The sequence below is a fragment of the Pseudomonas sp. Ors-4-3C genome (assembly GCF_055755035.1).
Map to the genome: position 1 here is coordinate 4,566,427 of NZ_CM146900.1, position 18,231 is coordinate 4,584,657.

General features: G+C 60.6%; 18 protein-coding genes. 14 read left to right on the forward strand and 4 right to left on the reverse strand.

What is annotated here, in order from left to right:
* The first annotated feature begins 98 nt into the window (after nt 1-98).
* The 6 genes from pgi to ACVHNU_RS20605 all read left to right on the forward strand — a co-directional run bounded on the left by pgi (nt 99) and on the right by ACVHNU_RS20605 (nt 9,504).
* Nucleotides 99-1,763: a glucose-6-phosphate isomerase gene (gene pgi, locus ACVHNU_RS20580; RefSeq protein WP_003228272.1), complete on the forward strand. Its 1,665-nt coding sequence runs from the start codon at nt 99-101 to the stop codon at nt 1,761-1,763.
* A 213-nt stretch (nt 1,764-1,976) separates the two neighbouring features.
* On the forward strand, nt 1,977-3,914 hold the full coding sequence (gene acs / locus ACVHNU_RS20585) for an acetate--CoA ligase (RefSeq protein ID WP_473018207.1): 1,938 nt from the start codon (nt 1,977-1,979) through the stop codon (nt 3,912-3,914).
* 51 nt (nt 3,915-3,965) lie between these two features.
* A complete protein-coding gene (locus ACVHNU_RS20590) occupies nt 3,966-4,838 on the forward strand; it encodes an oxygenase MpaB family protein (protein WP_226501115.1) in 873 nt (290 codons plus the stop codon).
* A gap of 184 nt (nt 4,839-5,022) precedes the next feature.
* Nucleotides 5,023-6,039 (forward strand): class I SAM-dependent rRNA methyltransferase, encoded by a 1,017-nt coding sequence (locus ACVHNU_RS20595; protein WP_473018208.1) that lies wholly within the window; start codon nt 5,023-5,025, stop codon nt 6,037-6,039.
* Between the two features lie 220 nt (nt 6,040-6,259).
* The gene (locus ACVHNU_RS20600) at nt 6,260-9,208 is read left to right on the forward strand and encodes a DUF748 domain-containing protein (RefSeq protein ID WP_473018209.1); all 2,949 of its coding nucleotides are present in this window, start codon (nt 6,260-6,262) and stop codon (nt 9,206-9,208) included.
* Complete coding sequence (locus ACVHNU_RS20605; protein WP_473018210.1) at nt 9,208-9,504, forward strand: DUF2845 domain-containing protein; 297 nt, start codon at nt 9,208-9,210, stop codon at nt 9,502-9,504. The genes ACVHNU_RS20600 and ACVHNU_RS20605 overlap by 1 nt, the downstream gene beginning before the upstream one ends.
* A gap of 269 nt (nt 9,505-9,773) precedes the next feature.
* Here the strand turns inward: ACVHNU_RS20605 and ACVHNU_RS20610 are convergent, their stop codons facing one another.
* Together ACVHNU_RS20610 and ACVHNU_RS20615 are read right to left on the reverse strand one after the other, a co-directional pair.
* On the reverse strand, nt 9,774-10,130 hold the full coding sequence (locus tag ACVHNU_RS20610; protein ID WP_262143301.1) for a BON domain-containing protein: 357 nt from the start codon (nt 10,128-10,130) through the stop codon (nt 9,774-9,776).
* A gap of 299 nt (nt 10,131-10,429) precedes the next feature.
* Nucleotides 10,430-10,870, reverse strand: coding sequence for a pilin (locus ACVHNU_RS20615; RefSeq protein ID WP_338800026.1), 441 nt, complete (start codon nt 10,868-10,870; stop codon nt 10,430-10,432).
* Between the two features lie 228 nt (nt 10,871-11,098).
* On the opposite strand from ACVHNU_RS20615, the gene pilB reads away from it, so the two are divergent.
* From pilB to yacG, 5 genes are read left to right on the forward strand one after another with little or no spacing between them, the layout of a single operon-like run.
* Nucleotides 11,099-12,799 (forward strand): type IV-A pilus assembly ATPase PilB, encoded by a 1,701-nt coding sequence (gene pilB, locus ACVHNU_RS20620; protein ID WP_003228287.1) that lies wholly within the window; start codon nt 11,099-11,101, stop codon nt 12,797-12,799.
* Between the two features lie 2 nt (nt 12,800-12,801).
* Nucleotides 12,802-14,019, forward strand: coding sequence for a type II secretion system F family protein (locus ACVHNU_RS20625; RefSeq protein WP_473018211.1), 1,218 nt, complete (start codon nt 12,802-12,804; stop codon nt 14,017-14,019).
* A 1-nt stretch (nt 14,020) separates the two neighbouring features.
* Entirely contained in the window at nt 14,021-14,893 is an 873-nt protein-coding gene (locus tag ACVHNU_RS20630; RefSeq protein ID WP_473018212.1) for a prepilin peptidase, read from the forward strand.
* Nucleotides 14,890-15,513: a dephospho-CoA kinase gene (coaE, locus tag ACVHNU_RS20635; protein ID WP_473018213.1), complete on the forward strand. Its 624-nt coding sequence runs from the start codon at nt 14,890-14,892 to the stop codon at nt 15,511-15,513. Before ACVHNU_RS20630 ends, coaE begins: the two co-directional genes overlap by 4 nt.
* A complete protein-coding gene (yacG, locus tag ACVHNU_RS20640; protein ID WP_003228296.1) occupies nt 15,510-15,707 on the forward strand; it encodes a DNA gyrase inhibitor YacG in 198 nt (65 codons plus the stop codon). The genes coaE and yacG overlap by 4 nt, the downstream gene beginning before the upstream one ends.
* 2 nt (nt 15,708-15,709) lie before the next feature.
* Here yacG and ACVHNU_RS20645 read toward each other — a convergent pair whose 3' ends face one another.
* Complete coding sequence (locus tag ACVHNU_RS20645) at nt 15,710-15,925, reverse strand: hypothetical protein (protein WP_003228298.1); 216 nt, start codon at nt 15,923-15,925, stop codon at nt 15,710-15,712.
* A 65-nt stretch (nt 15,926-15,990) separates the two neighbouring features.
* Entirely contained in the window at nt 15,991-16,680 is a 690-nt protein-coding gene (locus ACVHNU_RS20650; RefSeq protein WP_103484970.1) for an energy-coupling factor ABC transporter permease, read from the reverse strand.
* A gap of 118 nt (nt 16,681-16,798) precedes the next feature.
* Here ACVHNU_RS20650 and ACVHNU_RS20655 point away from each other — a divergent pair, with 118 nt between their 5' ends.
* Genes ACVHNU_RS20655 through ACVHNU_RS20665 form a run of 3 tightly spaced genes read left to right on the forward strand, consistent with a single transcriptional unit; the run spans nt 16,799 to nt 18,174 of the window.
* The gene (locus ACVHNU_RS20655) at nt 16,799-17,425 is read left to right on the forward strand and encodes a DUF1780 domain-containing protein (RefSeq protein ID WP_003228301.1); all 627 of its coding nucleotides are present in this window, start codon (nt 16,799-16,801) and stop codon (nt 17,423-17,425) included.
* Nucleotides 17,422-17,949 carry an MOSC domain-containing protein gene (locus ACVHNU_RS20660; protein ID WP_003228303.1) on the forward strand — a complete coding sequence of 176 codons (528 nt, stop codon included), beginning with the start codon at nt 17,422-17,424 and terminating at the stop codon, nt 17,947-17,949. Before ACVHNU_RS20655 ends, ACVHNU_RS20660 begins: the two co-directional genes overlap by 4 nt.
* A gap of 51 nt (nt 17,950-18,000) precedes the next feature.
* Nucleotides 18,001-18,174 (forward strand): DUF3094 family protein, encoded by a 174-nt coding sequence (locus ACVHNU_RS20665; RefSeq protein WP_003228304.1) that lies wholly within the window; start codon nt 18,001-18,003, stop codon nt 18,172-18,174.
* The last annotated feature ends 57 nt before the right edge of the window (nt 18,175-18,231 follow it).

Consider the following 18,231-nt stretch of genomic DNA (forward strand, 5'->3'; position numbering starts at 1 on the left):
GAAAAATCGTGTCGACGCATTTGACCCTCGCCCAAACATGGCGTATCGGTCTGTTCTGTGTTCAAAAGGCCGTTCAAGTAAAAAGGAAAACCGCAGCGATGGCGTACTACCGCACTCCTCATGACGTTACCGCTCTGCCTGCCTGGCAAGCGTTGAAAGATCACCGCCAAGCCATGCAGGATTTCAGCATGCGCGAAGCCTTCAACGCCGATCCGCAGCGCTTCAATCAATTCACGCTCAGCAGCTGCGGACTGTTTCTCGATTATTCGAAGAACCTGATCAACGCCGAGACCCGCAATCTGCTGGTGGGTCTGGCCAATGAAGTCGATCTGAAAGGCGCGATCAAAGCGCTGTTCGACGGCGAAATCGTCAACGCCTCCGAAGGCCGCCCGGCGCTGCACACCGCCCTGCGCCGCCCAGTGGGCGACAAGCTGTCGGTCAACGGCGTCAACGTGATGCCGGAAGTGCACAAGGTGCTGAACCAGATCACGGATCTGGTCGGCCGCATCCACGACGGCCTGTGGCGTGGTTACACCGAGAAGCCGATCACTGACGTGGTCAACATCGGCATCGGTGGTTCGTTCCTCGGCCCGGAGCTGGTCTCCGAAGCGCTGCTGTCCTACGCGCAGAAGGGCGTGCGTTGCCACTACCTGGCGAACATCGACGGCAGTGAGTTCCACGAACTGACGCAAAAGCTGCGCGCCGAAACCACGCTGTTCATCGTTTCGTCGAAATCCTTCAACACCCTCGAAACCCTGAAGAACGCCCAGGCCGCCCGCGCCTGGTATCTGGCTCAGGGTGGTTCGGAAGCCGAGCTGTATCGCCACTTCATCGCGGTGTCGAGCAACAACGCTGCGGCAGTCGCGTTCGGTATCCGTGAAGAAAACATCTTCCCGATGTGGGACTGGGTCGGCGGTCGTTACTCGCTGTGGTCGGCCATCGGTCTGCCGATTGCCCTGGCCATCGGCATGTCCAACTTCAAGGAACTGCTGTCCGGTGCCTACACCATGGACCAGCATTTCCAGAGCGCACCGTTCGAGCAGAACATGCCAGTGCTGCTGGCCCTGCTCGGCGTGTGGTACGGCAACTTCTGGGGCGCGCAAAGCCACGCAATCCTGCCGTACGACCACTACCTGCGTAACATCACCAAGCACTTGCAACAGCTGGACATGGAATCCAACGGCAAGAGCGTGCGTCAGGACGGCACCTCGGTGTCGACCGATACCGGTCCGGTGATCTGGGGCGGCGTCGGCTGCAACGGTCAGCACGCCTATCACCAGTTGCTGCATCAGGGCACCCAACTGATCCCGGCCGATTTCATCGTGCCGATCGTCAGCTTCAACCCGGTCTCCGATCACCATCAGTGGCTGTACGCCAACTGCCTGTCGCAAAGCCAGGCGCTGATGCTCGGCAAGACCCTGCCGGAAGCCGAGGCTGAGCTGCGCGACAAAGGCATGAGCGAAGAACAGGTGCACAAACTCGCACCGCACAAGGTGATCCCGGGCAACCGTCCGAGCAACACCATCGTGGTCGAGCGCATCAGCCCGCGTCGTCTGGGTGCGCTGGTCGCCATGTATGAACACAAAGTGTTCGTGCAGAGCGTGGTCTGGGGCATCAACGCCTTCGACCAGTGGGGCGTGGAACTGGGCAAGGAACTGGGCAAAGGCGTTTACAACCGTCTGGTCGGCAGCGATGAAACCACCGCTGACGATGCTTCTACCCAGGGCCTGATCAACTACTTCCGCGGTCGTCACCGCGGGTGATGTGAATGGGTTGCCCACAAATCCTGTGGGCAACCCATTTCCAATGTGGGAGCGAGCCTGCTCGCGAATGCGGTGTGTCATTCAGCATCTTTGTGACTGATACACCACATTCGCGAGCAGGCTCGCTCCCACAGTTGTTTTAGCGATGACTTGAACCTCCGGGCCGCTCGGCGCATCTTTATTCCTGTCGCACAACAAGAATAAGGAACCGTCATGTTCGATATCAGCACGTTCCCCAAAGCCGATGCCGTCCGCCGGGCTGCGCAGTTGAGTCAGGACGACTATAAGCGTCTGTACCGCGAATCCATTGAACACCCCAGCGCCTTCTGGGCCGAACAGGCCACCCGCTTCCTCGACTGGAGCACACCGTGGCAAACCGTTCAGCGTTACGACCTGAAAACCGGTGAAGCATCCTGGTTTGCCGGCGGCCAACTGAACGTCAGCTACAACTGCATCGACCGCCACCTCGCCCAGCGCGGCGAGCAGACCGCGATTCTCTGGGAAGGCGACGACCCGGCCGAATCGGCGCAGATCACCTACAAAAAACTCCACCATCACGTCTGCCGCCTGGCCAATGTGCTGAAAAGCCGTGGGGTGAAAAAAGGCGATCGGGTGTGCATCTACATGCCGATGATCCCCGAGGCGGCCTACGCCATGCTCGCTTGCGCGCGGATCGGCGCGATTCATTCGGTGGTGTTCGGCGGCTTCTCCCCGGACTCATTGCGTGACCGTATCCTCGACGCCGACTGCCGCACCGTGATCACCGCCGATGAAGGCGTACGCGGCGGCAAGTTCGTGCCGCTCAAGCACAACGTCGACAAGGCCCTGCAAAGCTGCCCGGACGTCAGCACCGTCGTCGTAGTCGAGCGCACCCAAGGCAAAGTCGATTGGGTCGAGGGCCGTGATCTCTGGTATCACCAGGCCGTGCGTGACGTCAGCGACGATTGCCCGCCAGAACCGATGGACGCCGAAGATCCGCTGTTCATCCTCTACACCTCCGGCAGCACCGGCAAACCCAAGGGCGTGCTGCACACCACCGGCGGCTACCTGCTGCAAGCGGCGATGACCTTCAAGTACGTGCTCGATTACCGCGAAGGCGAAGTGTTCTGGTGCACCGCCGACGTCGGCTGGGTGACCGGCCACAGTTACATCGTCTACGGCCCGCTGGCCAACGGCGCAACCACGCTGATCTTCGAAGGCGTGCCAAGTTATCCGAGCACTTCGCGCTTCTGGCAGGTGATCGACAAACACCACGTCAACATTTTCTACACCGCGCCGACCGCCCTGCGCGCGTTGATGCGCGAAGGTGCCGGGCCGTTGCAGGAAACGTCGCGCCAAAGCCTCAGATTGCTCGGCAGCGTCGGTGAGCCAATCAACCCGGAAGCGTGGGAATGGTATTTCAACGTGGTCGGCGAGCAGCGCTGCCCGATTGTCGATACCTGGTGGCAGACCGAAACCGGCGGGATCATGCTCAGCCCGCTGGTCAGTGCGCAACGCATCAAGCCGGGTTGCGCCACGCAGCCAATGTTCGGCGTGCAACCGGTGCTGCTCGACGAGCACGGCAAGGAAATCAAAGGCGCCGGCAGTGGCGTGCTGGCGATCAAGTCCAGCTGGCCGGCGCAGATCCGCAGCGTCTACGGCGATCCGCAACGCATGGTCGACACCTACTTCAAGCCCTACCCCGGCTACTACTTCACTGGTGATGGCGCACGCCGCGACGAAGACGGCGATTACTGGATCACCGGGCGCATCGATGACGTGATCAACGTCTCCGGCCACCGCATCGGCACCGCCGAAGTGGAAAGCGCGCTGGTGCTGCACGACAGCATCGCCGAGGCCGCCGTGGTCGGTTACCCGCACGACGTCAAAGGCCAGGGCATCTACGCCTTCGTCACGCCCATGAACGGCTTCGAGCCGAGCGATGAGCTGAAGAAAGAACTGCTGGCCCACGTCAGCAAGGAAATCGGCAGCTTCGCCAAACCGGACCTGATCCAGTGGGCGCCGGCCTTGCCGAAAACCCGCTCAGGCAAGATCATGCGGCGGATCCTGCGCAAGATCGCCTGCAACGAACTCGACAGCCTCGGCGACACGTCGACCCTGGCCGATCCGAGCGTGGTCCAGGGCCTGATCGACAAGCGCCTGAATCAGTAACATCTCCGGCGCGGGCCAACCGTCCGCGCCCTCCACCACCAATGAGTTGTCATGGAATTCATCCGCAGCCGTATCGAAAACCAACTCATGAGCCTGACCGGTCTGTCCCTCGGTCAGCTCGATCTGGAAAATCCCAAGGGCGATCCCGGGCTGTTCGGGCCGGACTCGGTCAGTTGGCAAGTCCACGGAGATTTCAGCAGCATGCTGATCGGCGGCATCAGCGCGTTGTTGCTGCAAGCCCTGCATCCGCTGGCGCTGGCCGGGGTCTGGGATCATTCGAACTTTCGTCAGGACATGCTCGGACGCCTGCGCCGCACCAGTCAGTTTGTCTCCGGCACCACGTTCGGCTCGCGCCGGGATGCCGAATGGCTGATCGACAAGGTGCGCACCATACACCTGCAAGTGGTCGGCACTGCGCCGGATGGCCGGCCGTATGCGGCCAGCGATCCGGACCTGTTGACCTGGGTGCATGTGGCCGAGGTCAGCCATTTTCTTGCGGCGCATTTGCGTTACCGCAATCCGCAATTGTCGGGGGCGAATCAGGATCGCTACTACGCGGAAATCGCCGTGGTCGCCGAGCGCCTGGGTGCGCGGGATGTGCCGAAATCGCGGCAAGCCGTGGCCGACTATCTGCAACGCATGCGCCCGCAATTGCTCTGTGATGAGCGCAGCCGCGAAGTCCTGCGCCTGTTGCTCGACGCGCCAGCCCCGAGCGTTCTGGCCCGGCCGTTTGGCGACCTGATGATGAAGGCCGGCATCGATCTGCTGCCGGACTGGGCCAGTGACCTGTTCGGCATACGGCAGAACCCGCTGCAACGCCAGCTGATCCGCGCCAGCGTCAAGCGCAGTGCGCCGATGCTGCGCTGGGCGATGCGCAATGGTTCGGTGCAGCGGGCCAAACGCCGAATGGGACTGCTCACCTGATCTATACACAGAACCTGTGGCGAGGGAGCTTGCTCCCGCTGGGTTGCGCAGCGACCCTCGGAATGTTGCGAGCGCTTCGCACTCGAGCGGGAGCAAGCTCCCTCGCCACAGATCTGCGCAATGTCTCAGGGCTTCGGTAACTGCTAAACTCCCGCGCCCCAATTCTCACCAGCAAGGCGCACGCATGTCTTCCTTGAATCAGGCGCTGCGCGCCGCCCTCGATCAACGCCTGGATCTGCTCGCTGAGCTGCACCGCCAGGGCACCGATTGCTATCGCCTGTTCCACGGCAGCCAGGAAGGCGCCGGAGGCCTGACCGTCGACCGCTACGGCCCGCAATTGCTGGTGCAAAGTTTTCACCAGACGCTGGAGCGTGACGACCTGCTGCAACTGCACGCCATGGTCAACCAGACCCTGGGCTTTGAAACGCTGCTGGTCTACAACGACCGCTCCCGCGGCAACTCGCGGATCGATCGCGAAGACAGCGTCTACCGCGCCGACGAGGCCGCCCTGGCGGATCTGGTCGGGCACGAATGGGGCCTGAACTATCGCGTGCGTGGGCGCCATGCCGGGCAGGACCCGCTGCTGTTCCTCGACCTGCGCAACACCCGCGGCTGGGTCAAGGATCACGCCAAAGGCAAAAGCGTGCTCAACCTGTTCGCCTACACCTGCGGCGTCGGCCTCAGTGCAGCTGCCGGTGGCGCGCGCGAGGTGTGCAACCTCGACTTCGCCGAAGGCAATCTGGCAGTCGGCCGCGAAAACGGTCTGCTCAATCCACAGTTGCCCGAGATGCAATTTATCCAGTCCGATTACTTTCCGGCGATCCGCCAACTTGCCGGGCTGCCGATCAGCCAGCGGCGCGGGCAAAAACTGCCGAGCTATCAGCGCCTCGACCAGCGTCAATACGATCTGGTGCTGCTTGATCCACCGGCCTGGGCCAAGAGCGCGTTCGGCACCGTCGACCTGCTGCGCGACTATCAGAGCCTGCTCAAACCGGCACTGCTGAGCACCGCCGACAACGGCGTACTGATCTGCTGCAACAACCTGGCAAAAGTCAGCATGGATGACTGGCGTGAACAGGTCCTGCGCTGCGCCGAGAAGGCCGGGCGCCCGGTGCGCGAATGGAGCGTGATGACCCCGGGCGCCGACTTCCCGTCGCGGGATCAACAGCCACCGCTGAAAACCCTGATCCTGCAGCTGTAACCCCCCCTGCGGGACTGGCAACCATCCAATGTGGGAGCGAGCTTGCTCGCGAAGGCGGCGTGTCAGTCAGCATATTTCTCGACTGATCCACCGCTTTCGCGAGCAAGCTCGCTCCCACAGTGTCTTGGTCCTACAGAACAATCTGAACAATCCTGCAGCCCACGTTGTACTTCGGAACCAGAATCGCGTGCCATACTCCAAGGCACTCCGATTCAGACAGATGAAGCCGCACATGCCCAAAGGATTGATTCGCGCGATTGGCGCCTTGTTGACTGCTCTGGCCCTCTACAGCCTGCTGGGGTTTCTGATTTTGCCGGGCATCGCCCTGCGCATCGCCAACCAGCAGTTGGCCAACTACGCCACGGTGCCGGCGCATATCCAGCGCATCGAACTCAATCCGTTCAGCCTTGAAGTCACCCTGTGGGGGCTGGTCATCGGTGAGCCGGGCAAGGAACAGGTCGGTTTCGAGCGGCTGTACGCCAACCTGCAATTCGACAGCCTGTGGACCAAGGCGCTGCATCTGGCCGATATCGAGCTGGACAAGCCCAAGACCGAAGTCCTCTTCGCCAAGGACGGCCAGCTCAATCTGCTGGGCCTGTTCAAAATTCCCGCCAGCGAGCCGACCCCGGCCGACCCGAATGCCAAGCCGTTCCCGCTGCGCATCGACCGCATTCAACTGGCCGGGGGCAACGTGCATTTCCAGGACGCCCGGCCGAGCGAGCCGATCGAGTTCCTCTACGACAAACTCGACTTCGAACTGAAAAACCTCAGCACCCTGCCCGAAGACAATGCCGACATGACCCTGGTGGCTGCCGGCCCGGCCGGTGGGCAGATCGACTGGAAAGGCAACTTCAGCCTGATCCCGTTCACCTCCGAAGGCACTTTGAAAGTCACCGACGGCAAGATGAAATCCTTCTGGCCCTACGTGCGCGATGCGCTGCCCTTGGTGCTCGAAGACGGCGTGATCAACCTCAGCACCGAATACAAACTGAATCTGTCGAAAGAAACCGAACTGCTGTTGAACAACGTCGCGGTGAGCATTGCGCCGTTCGCGATCAAGGCGCCGGACGGCCGCCCGCTGGCGAATCTCGAACGCCTGGATGTCAGCGAGACCTCGGTCGACCTGGCCAAACAGCAAGTGGTGGTCGGCAAGATCCGCAGCAACAAACTGGAAACCTGGGCCGCGCTCGAAGCCGACGGCCAGCTCGACTGGCAGAAACTGTTCGCCAGCCAGCCATCGAAACCGGCCGCCAAGGCCGCCGCCGAACCCAAGTCCACTCCGGCCGCCGCCGATTCGCCGAAAGCGCCGGCCGCGCCGAGCAAGCCTTGGCAAGTGCTGCTCAAAGACGTACAGCTACGCAACTACACCGTGCATCTCGCCGACCGTTCGGCCAACCCGCCGGTGGCGCTGGACATCACCCCGCTGAACATCGACCTGCAGGATTTCGACAGCCTCAACGGCTCGCCTTTCAAGGTCAGACTCGACAGCGGTCTGGGCAAACAGGGCAAGATCAACGCCGATGGTGTAGTCAACCTGGCCTCGGTCACCGCTCAGCTCAACGTGAAAACCCAGGATATCGACCTGCGCGTCGCACAGTCCTACATCAATCCGTTCATTCGCCTGGAGCTGCGCAGCGGCATGCTCGGCAGTGACCTCAAGGTCAACCTCAAGAGCACCGCCCCCCTGGCACTCGGCGTGACCGGGCGGGCGCAGATCGATCAACTGCACACCCTCGACACCCTGAAAACCCGCGACTTCCTCAAGTGGCAGCAAGTGGTGGTTGAAGGCATCAACTATCAACACGGTGACAGCCTGTCGATCGACAAGGTCAACCTGTTCCAGCCGTATGTGCGGTTCATGATCAACGATGACCGCACCACCAACATCGACGACCTGCTGATCCCGCAGCCCGCCGACAGCGGTGCGAAAACCGCCGCGGCGAAGCCGGCCAGCAAGGACAAGCCGCTGGGCATTCACATCGGCGCGATTGCGATCAACGACGGCTCGGCCAACTTCGCCGACTTCAGCCTGACGCCGAATTTCGCTACGGCGGTGCAACAGCTCAACGGCCAGATCGGTACCATCGACAGCCGTCAGGCGAAACCGGCCAGCGTCGACGTCAAGGGCAAGGTCGATCGCTATGCACCGGTGACCATCAAAGGTGCGGTCAACCCGTTCGATCCGATGGCCAGCCTCGACATCGCCACCAGCTTCAAACGTGTCGAACTGACGACACTGACGCCGTACTCCGGCAAGTTCGCCGGTTACCGCATCCGCAAGGGCCGGCTCAACCTCGACCTGCACTACCTGATCACCAAGGGCCAGTTGAAGGCTGAAAACAAAGTGGTGGTCGAGCAGTTGCAACTCGGCGAGAAAGTCGACAGCCCGGATGCCGTGAGCCTGCCACTGAAGCTGGCGATTGCCCTGCTCAAGGACGTCGATGGCAAGATTTCCATCGAGCTGCCGGTGACTGGCGATTTGAATAACCCACAGTTCAGCGTGATGCCAATTGTCTGGCAGACCCTGCGTAATCTCATCGTCAAAGCTGCCGCGGCACCGTTCAAGCTGATTGGCGGGCTGATCAACGGCGGCGGTTCCGAAGACCTCGGCACCGTGTCCTTTGCCCCGGGGTCCAGCGACCTGAGCAAGGACGCCCAGTCGGCGCTGGACAAACTGTCCCAAGCCCTCAAGGAACGTCCGGCCCTGCGCCTGGAAATCGAAGGCACCGCCGCGCAGAGCAGCGACGGTCCGTTGATCGCCGAACAGCGTCTGGAGCGCGAATACCAGTACAACTACTACAAGATGCTCCAGCGCCGAGGCGACAAGGTCCCGGCTCAGGCTTCCCTGCTGCAGGTGCCGGACAGCGAAAAAGGCCCGCTGCTCGAAGGCATCTACCGCACCCGACTGAAAACCCAGCCACCGGCCGAATGGAAGGATCTGGGCAAGGAAGAACGCACGGCGAAAATGCGTGACGGCGTAATCAAGTTCTGGAGTTCAAGCGATGTGCTGCTGCGGCAGTTGGGTCAGGAACGCGCCAGCAGCATCAAGGACTACCTGGTCGACAAGGGCCAACTGGCGGATGACCGGGTGTACTTCATCGACGCCAACCTTGGCGAAGCCGAAAGCGATGGCCGAGTGGTGACGCAAATGCACCTGGACGCCGAATGATGAACCACAAGTGGCTGCTTGCGCTGATGCTGATGCTCGCCGCCAGCCCGGCCCTGGCCTCCGACACGCTGCGCTGCGGCAGCCAACTGGTCAGTCTCGGCGACCGCACCAGCGAAGTGCTGCAGAAGTGTGGTGAACCGGTCAGCCGCGATGTCCTCGGTTACAAGCGCAGCGCCAATCGCCGCGAAGAGTTTCAGGTCGAGGAATGGACCTACGGCCCGAGCAACGGCATGTACCAGTACCTGCGCTTTGAAGGCAATCGCCTGCGGCAGATCAACAGTAAGCGCGGTAACTGAACCACAACCTATATCCCTGTGGGAGCGGGCTTGCTCGCGAATGCGGTGTGTCAGCTGATGAATATGCCTGCTGACACACCGCATTCGCGAGCAAGCCCGCTCCCACATTTAGCTTTTGCTGACCTGAAATAGAACAGGCCCCGACACAAGTGCCGGGGCCCGTAATGGTCACGTCCGTGTGACCGTTCGCATGAACTCTAAAGTTGCGGCAGACGTATTGCTCGGCCCGTCTGTCGCGCCTTCTCCCGGTCCAGGCGAGAAGTCATGCCTTACTCGGCTTTCAGGCCGTCAGCGGAGACCGCTTTGACGCCTTTGATTTTCTTGGCGATAGCCACGGCGGTGGTTTTCTGAGCCTCGGTCACTGCAACAGTGGAGGACAGGGATACAACGCCTTTGTTGGTTTCAACTTTGATATCGGTACCTGGAATGCCTTTTTCGGTTACCAGGTCGCTTTTGACTTTGGTAGTGATCCAGGTATCGGAAGTAGCTTCTTTAGCCTTGGTCATTTCACCAGCAGCCAGAGTCATTGGAGCCTGAGTAGCCTGGGTGGTTTGTGCGAAAGCACCGGAAGCCATGGTCAGGGTCAGCGCGGTAGCAGCAGCGGCAGTGATAGCGAACTTCTTCATACGAGTAACTCCTGTTTTTCTGGAAAGTCTGCTGGTTGTCTTGTCAGCAGGGTTACTGGGTATATTGCGAAGGCTGTGCCAACTTTTCGAAAGACAATAAATCGTTATAAATCAGTTAGTTATGAATTAGCCAAATTTTCGGAATCATGCAATTTGCATGACGCATGCATTATCGACATGCAAGTTGCGGCTTTTTGGAAAGTTCCTAACACGCTGAAATTATTGAAGCTTTTTCCAGCGCAAAAAGGCAAAAAAAATGCCCCGCATCGCGGGGCATCTCAGGACGCTTGCTGACTTGATCAGGCACCGGTACCCGCACAACCTTTAGGCGCGTAGTCCGGGTTGACGGTCGATGCACAGCTCCAGACGCCGGAGGTGTTGCCGGTTGCAGCCCCCGTGCGGGTAAGGGTGATGGTTTTACCCAGCACCGGGCCCGGGGCGTTCACCAGTGTGCAGGTAATGGTGCCGGCACCTGTCGTAGCTGTTCCCGAAGCCGCCAGTGTGCAGTTGGAGGTGGTCGCTGTGGCACTACCGGCCACGAGTAACAGGGTTGGATCGGTACCTTGATTAATGGTGTCCTCGAACGGCACCTTCAGCGCGCTGATTTCGGCCAGACCTGCCGTCACCTTCGAACGCGCCTGATACTTGGAGTATTGCGGCAGGGCGATGGTCGCCAGAATGCCGATGATCGCCACCACGATCAGCAGCTCGATCAGAGTGAAACCTTTTTGGTTGTTCATAGACAGGCTCTCCATGCATGAGTCGGAATCTCATGATCTGCAAAGGGCTCAGCATAGGCCGTGCCAACCGCTTGCAGACCCCGTGCGCTCGGCATAAAGGGGCCGTGTCGCGCTTTCCTACAACCCGTAACCGCACTATCTGACACTTTTTGTCACCTGTACCGGGCGTGTTTGGCGCTGTCACTTGACTAGGCTATAAGTCATGAACTGTCAGCATCCGGAATCCCCATGAATGACATCGCTCTGAGCGGTCTGGCCAAGCAATTGGTACAGGCCGAACTGCTTACGGAAAAAAGCGCCCAGCAGGCCTGGCAACAGGCGCAGCGCAATCGGCTGTCGCTGGTCAGTTACCTGGTGCAAAACAAACTGGTGAAGAGCTCACAGGTCGCCGAGATCGCTTCCGAGCATTTCGGCATGGCCTTCATGGACCTCAATTGCCTGGACAAGGAAACCCAGCCCAAAGGCCTGGTCAGTGAAAAACTGGTGCGCCAACATCACGCCCTGCCCTTGTGGCGGCGTGGCAACAAACTGTTCGTGGGCATTTCCGACCCGAGCAATCATCAGGCGATCAATGACATTCAGTTCAGCACCGGGCTGAGCACCGAAGCCATTCTGGTGGAGGACGACAAGCTCACCGAGGCCATCGAGAAATTCTTCGACACCCACGCCAGCGGCCTCGAAGAAATGGCCGACGTTGATCTCGACGGCGTGGATGTCGAGTCCGTCGACGACAGCCGCCAGGACGCCATCGGCGGACTCGATGCCGATGACGCGCCGGTCGTGCGTTTCGTGCACAAGATGCTGCTCGACGCGATCAAAAGTGGCTCGTCGGACCTGCACTTCGAACCCTACGAAAAAAACTTCCGGGTGCGGGTGCGTACCGACGGCATCCTGCGCGAGGTGGCCAAACCGCCGATCCAGTTGGCCGGGCGAATCGCCGCACGCCTGAAAGTCATGGCCAGCCTGGATATCTCGGAGCGCCGCAAACCCCAGGACGGGCGGATCAAGATGCGCCTGTCGAAGACCAAGTCCATCGACTTCCGGGTCAACACCCTGCCGACGCTGTGGGGCGAAAAAGTGGTGATCCGGATTCTCGATCCGTCCAGTGCGCAGATCGGCATCGATGCGCTGGGCTACGAACCGGCGCAGAAAGACCTGTACATGGCAGCGCTGAAGCAACCGCAGGGCATGATTCTGGTGACCGGGCCTACCGGGTCGGGGAAAACCGTATCGCTGTACACCGGCCTGAATATCCTCAACACCGTCGACATCAACATTTCGACCGCCGAAGACCCGGTGGAAATCAACATGGAAGGCATCAACCAGGTCAACGTCAATCCCAAACAAGGGCTGGATTTTGCCCAGGCCCTGCGATCGTTTCTGCGGCAGGACCCGGACGTGATCATGGTCGGGGAAATCCGCGATCTGGAAACCGCCGAAATCGCGATCAAGGCCGCGCAGACCGGCCACCTGGTCCTGTCCACGCTGCACACCAACAGCGCCGCCGAAACCCTGACCCGCCTGCACAACATGGGCATTCCCGGGTTCAACATCGCCACCTCGGTGAGCCTGATCATCGCCCAGCGTCTGGCGCGCAAGCTGTGCAGCCACTGCAAGAAACCCATCGAGATCCCCCGCGAAACGCTGATCAAGGAAGGTTTCCCGCCGGAACAGATCGGCAGTTTCACGATCTATGAGCCGGTCGGTTGCGACCTCTGCAACGGCGGCTACAAAGGACGCGTGGGGATTTACGAAGTGGTGAAAAACACCCCTGACCTGCAACGGCTGATCATGGCCGAAGGCAATTCGCTGGAAATCGACAGCCAGATGCGTCGCGACGGCTTCGACGACCTGCGCACCTCGGGCCTGCACAAGGCCATGCAAGGCATCACCAGCCTGGAAGAAATCAACCGGGTCACCAAGGACTGAACATGGCGGTCAAGGCAGCGAAAATCAGCATCTACGCCTGGGAAGGCACGGATCGCAAAGGCAGCAAGGTCACGGGCGAGTTGAGCGGGCAGAACCCCGCGCTGATCAAGGCCCAGCTGCGCAAACAAGGGATCAATCCAGGCAAGGTGCGCAAGAAATCCACCTCCTTGCTCAGCCTCGGCAAACGCATCAAGGCCCAGGACATCGCCCTGTTCACGCGGCAGATGGCAACCATGATGAAGGCCGGCGTACCGCTGTTGCAGTCGTTCGACATCATTGGCGAAGGCTTCGACAACCCGGCGATGCGCAAACTGGTGGACGAGGTTAAGCAAGAGGTGGCCGCCGGCAACAGCTTTGCTGCGGCCCTGCGCAAGAAGCCGCAGTATTTCGATGAGTTGTATTGCAACCTGGTGGATGCCGGCGAGCAATCCGGCGCCCTCGATACGTTGCTGGAACGGGTCGCGACCTATAAGGAAAAAAGCGAAGCGCTCAAGGCCAAGATCAAGAAAGCCATGACCTATCCCGCCGCCGTGGTACTGGTGGCGATGGTGGTCACGGGGATTTTGCTGGTGAAAGTGGTGCCGCAATTCCAGGCGGTATTCTCCGGTTTCGGTGCTGAACTGCCGGCCTTTACCCTGATGGTGATCAGCATTTCGGAGTTCATGCAGCAATGGTGGTGGATAGTGCTCGGCGCCCTGATTGCGGCGGTGTTCGGCATTCGTCACGCGCTGAAGAAATCCCAGGCCTTGCGCGACCGCAAAGACACCTGGCTGCTGAAGCTGCCGCTGGTGGGCACGCTGATGTACAAATCGGCGGTGGCGCGATTCGCCCGCACCCTGTCGACCACCTTCGCCGCTGGGGTACCGCTGGTGGAGGCACTGGATTCGGTGGCCGGCGCTACTGGCAACGTGGTGTTCAAACGTGCCGTGCTGCGCATCCGCCAGGACGTCGCCACTGGCATGCAGCTGAATTTTTCCATGCGCAGCACCGGGGTCTTCCCCAACATGGCGGTGCAGATGACCGCCATCGGTGAGGAGTCGGGCGCACTGGATGACATGCTCGACAAGGTCGCCAGTTTTTATGAGGACGAAGTGGATAACATGGTCGACAACCTCACCAGCCTGATGGAGCCGTTCATCATGGTGGTGCTCGGGGTCATCGTCGGCGGGCTGGTCGTGGCCATGTACCTGCCGATTTTCCAACTCGGCTCAGCGATCTGACATGCCTATCGACGAACTCTTCAGTCTGTATCCGCTGGCCTTCGTACTCGCCGCCCTGCTGCTGGGGCTGGTGGTCGGCAGTTTTCTCAACGTGCTGGTCTGGCGTCTGCCGAAAATGCTCGAGCGCGATTGGCGCCAGCAGGCGCAGGATGTCCTTGGCCTGCCGAGCGAAACACCGCTGCCAACCTACAACCTGATGCTGCCGCACTCCCAGTGCCCGCACTGCGGCCACCGGATTCGGGCGTGGGAGAACATTCCACTGCTCAGCTACCTGCTGTTGCGCGGACGCTGTTCGGCGTGTGCCGCCCCCATCAGCAAACGTTATCCCCTGACCGAACTGGCCTGCGGCCTGCTCTCGGCATTCGTCGCCTGGCATCTGGGGTTCGGCTGGCCGGCCGGTCTGTTGATCGTGCTCACCTGGGGGCTGCTGGCGATGAGTCTGATCGACACCGAACATCAACTGCTGCCCGATGTGCTGGTGTTGCCGTTGTTGTGGCTGGGGCTGATCGTCAACAGTTTCGGCCTGTTCGTCTCGCTATACGCGGCGCTATGGGGCGCGGTGGCCGGTTACATGGCGCTGTGGTCAGTGTTCTGGCTGTTCAAGCTGCTGACCGGCAAGGACGGCATCGGCCACGGCGATTTCAAGCTGCTGGCGCTGCTCGGGGCCTGGGGTGGCTGGCAGATTCTGCCGCTGACGATCCTGCTGTCATCGCTGGTGGGGGCGATTGTCGGGGTGATTCTGTTGCGTCTGCGCGAGCAGAAAACCTCGACGCCGATCCCCTTCGGCCCGTATCTGGCAATTGCCGGCTGGATTGCCTTGCTCTGGGGTGGTCAAATAACCGACTTCTATTGGCAGTTTGTCGGTTTGAAATGAATACCCCTGTGGAAAAACCCTGGATTCTCGGTCTGACCGGCGGCATCGGCAGCGGTAAAAGCGCCGCGGCCCAGCACTTCATCGATCTCGGAATCCATGTGGTCGACGCCGACCATGCGGCGCGCTGGGTAGTCGAGCCGGGCCGCCCGGCACTGGCAAAGATTGCCGAGCACTTCGGCGCGGATGTGTTGCAGGCTGACGGCACGCTGAACCGCGCCGCCCTGCGCCAGCTGATCTTTGAAGTGCCGGAGGAACGCCGCTGGCTCGAAGCCCTGCTGCATCCGTTGATCGCCGAGGAAATCGCCCATCATCTGGCGCTGGCAAAATCGCCGTACGCGATTCTGGTGTCGCCGCTGTTGATCGAATCCGGGCAACACGCGATGACCCAGCGGATTCTGGTGATCGACGCCCCGCAACAACTGCAGATCGAACGCACCTTGCAGCGCGACCAGACCAGCGAACAGCAGGTCCAGGCGATCCTCAAGGCCCAGTCGAACCGCGAAGATCGCGTGAGCCACGCCGACGATGTCGTGGTCAACGACCGCGACCTCGCCTGGCTGCACAGCGAAGTCGAGCGTCTGCATCACTTTTATCTGACTTTATCCGGAGGCCAGTCATGAGCCCTACAACCGTCGAATGCCCAACCTGCGGCGCCCCCGTGGAATTCACCCCCGAGAACAAATTCCGTCCGTTCTGCTCCGATCGCTGCAAGCTGATCGACCTCGGCGCCTGGGCGTCCGAAGAGCACAAGATTCCGGTCGCCCCGGATGCCGAAGATGAAATGTTCTCCGGCGATTTCGACCCGCGTCACTGAGATCAGGGCCGCATGAAGCCGTAGTCCTGATCGTCGTCGAGGTTTTCCGCGAGAAAGCGCAACTCGTCGGCCAGGTCTTCGGCGTTGCGCACCGTCTTGCTCTGTTGCACCACCGCGCTGAGCAAGGCGCGCAAACTCAGGCCCGGATCGAAGCCCACCTCCAGCGCCATGTCCAGACTCTGCCGTGTCTCCTGCCTCGCCCACTCGTAAACACTCATACCGCTGCTCCTGAAGGAATTTGGCCGAGCATGAAATGCCATGCGGGTGGCGGGTTTGATGTGGATCAAGACTTGGGATCGTCGTCCTTCCAGGGCGCCGAAAGGTAGCGGGTGCGGTTGAAGGTTTCCAGCCACTCGGGACTGAACACCACCAGCGCACTGATCACCATGCCGTTGATAAAGGCTTCGGGGAAAATCAGCAGCCACAGGTAGCCAATGAAGTCTTCCAGCCATTCCGGCATGGCGAACAGACCGTCGTACCAGAGCAGGCCCAGGCTCAATGTCAGGCACAGCAACGCCGACAACGCCGCCGCAAAGAACCCGGAACAGAAGATGTACACAAACGGATTACGCGGCTGGGCACGCTCGACGATGATCGCCACGCACTCGGTGATCAACACCGGCAACAGGATCAGCAACGTACCGTTGACCCCGACCGCCGCCAGATCCTGACGCCCGAGCAACACCAGCCCGAGCTGCGCCACCAGCCCGCCGATGATCGCCAGCGGCCAGTCGAGCAGCAACGTCACGGCGGTCATGCCGATAAAGTGATAAGAAACCCCGGTGTCGAAATCCCTGCGCACCATCCACAGCAGAAACAAGGCGAACACCGTGCCGAACAGCAGATGCTGGCGGCGACTGTCAGTGAACAACTCGACCCACGGCGCACGACAGATCGCCCAGACCAGCACCGGCAGGTAAATCAGCCAGCCAAGTGTCAGGCTTGTCGAAGACAGCAGTTCTGCACCGATCATGAATCCCTTACCTTCTCCATGGGTTTGATTCCCTTATCGGAGTTTACACCGCCCTCTTTCAGGCATCAGCCGATGCAAAGCTTTCTGCTTGTCGCATTTGAACGCTAAGCTTGGGCCTATGGATGACTCAGATTACTTACGCCTGCTGACCATTGCGGCCGAGCAAGCCAACGCGTTCCTGTCCAATGCCCGCAAATGGGAGCGTGAGCGTTGGGTCTGCCAGCGCCTGCTGCAAGGCTTGAACATCCCTTACCGCGCCGATGAGTTCGCCCCCGCCGGCGAGCCGCCGGACGTGCTGTTTCGCGATGCCAATTTCGAAGTGTTCTTCGTTCTCGATGAAGGCCGTCGACTCAACGACGAATGGCGCGATGAACTGCAACGCCGCCGCAGTGCGTTTTCCCTCAGCCAACTGGTGCGCCGTGAAGCCAAGCCACGGCGGATCCCGGCCAATGAGTTCTTGCTGCGACTGGCGCCGACCCTGCGCAAAAAAGCGCACAACTACAAAGAACGCGGTATGGATCTGGGTGAACTGGACATCATTGCCTTCGCCAGCCTCAAGCGCGAGGTGCTGGACCTGAACAGCCATTTTCCACCGCCGACCGAGTATCTGCGTCAGGGTTGGCGCTCGCTGTCGCTGGTCGGCCCGACCTTCGCCCGAGTGCTGTTCGCCCATCCCGATGCGCCGGACTTTCTGCGCAGCAACCTCGGTCGCAGCATCGTCTTCGATGTCGGGATCAGCCTGTGACGCCGCTGCAGCAGTTGATTGCCGACGTCCCGCAGACTGGCCGCGTACGCTGGATCGGCGTGCGCCCCGAGTCTCGCGGCCCGATGATCGAGCTCGACGCCGTCGAGGCACGGCTCGAAGCCGGATTGACAGGTGACCACGCCCGCCCCGGCGTGCGCAATGCGCGGCAAGTGACGTTGATTCAGTTCGAACACCTGGCGGTCATCAGCGCGTTGATGGGCCGGCCTGAAGATCAACCCGTGAGGCCTGAAGACCTGCGGCGCAATCTGGTCATCAGCGGTATCAATCTGTTTAGTCTCAAGGGTCGGCGCTTTCGCATCGGTCAGGCAATATTCGAGACCACCGGCTGGTGTCAGCCCTGCGCGCGCCTGCAAAACAACCTTGGCCCCGGCACCTTTCAAGCGGTGCGCGGGCATGGCGGAATTACCGCGCGGGTGTTACAAAGCGGGATCATTCGCCTCGACGACGGTGTTTCTGTCGAACCGGTTCCGGCCAGTGGCTATGCTGCCTTCAACCCGGGTTAAAAACCGCTGTAGCTTCCCCACCTTCAGCAACGTCTACCTGACGAGGCCTTTATGACCAGCCGCCTGAACCCCGAAGACCAGAAGCATGTCGAAGAGTACCTGCAGTTGTCCCAACACCGTGTCGAGCGCCGGCCTTTCCGGCCGTGGATGCTCCTGGTGCTGGTACTGGCAGTGACCATTGGTCTGGGCTTGCTGAGCCGATTAATCAGTTACCTGACGCTATGAGCTGCCTCGCGCTCGCTCGGGTAACCGCACCGATTTCCTTTAAAAACCTTGCGAGTT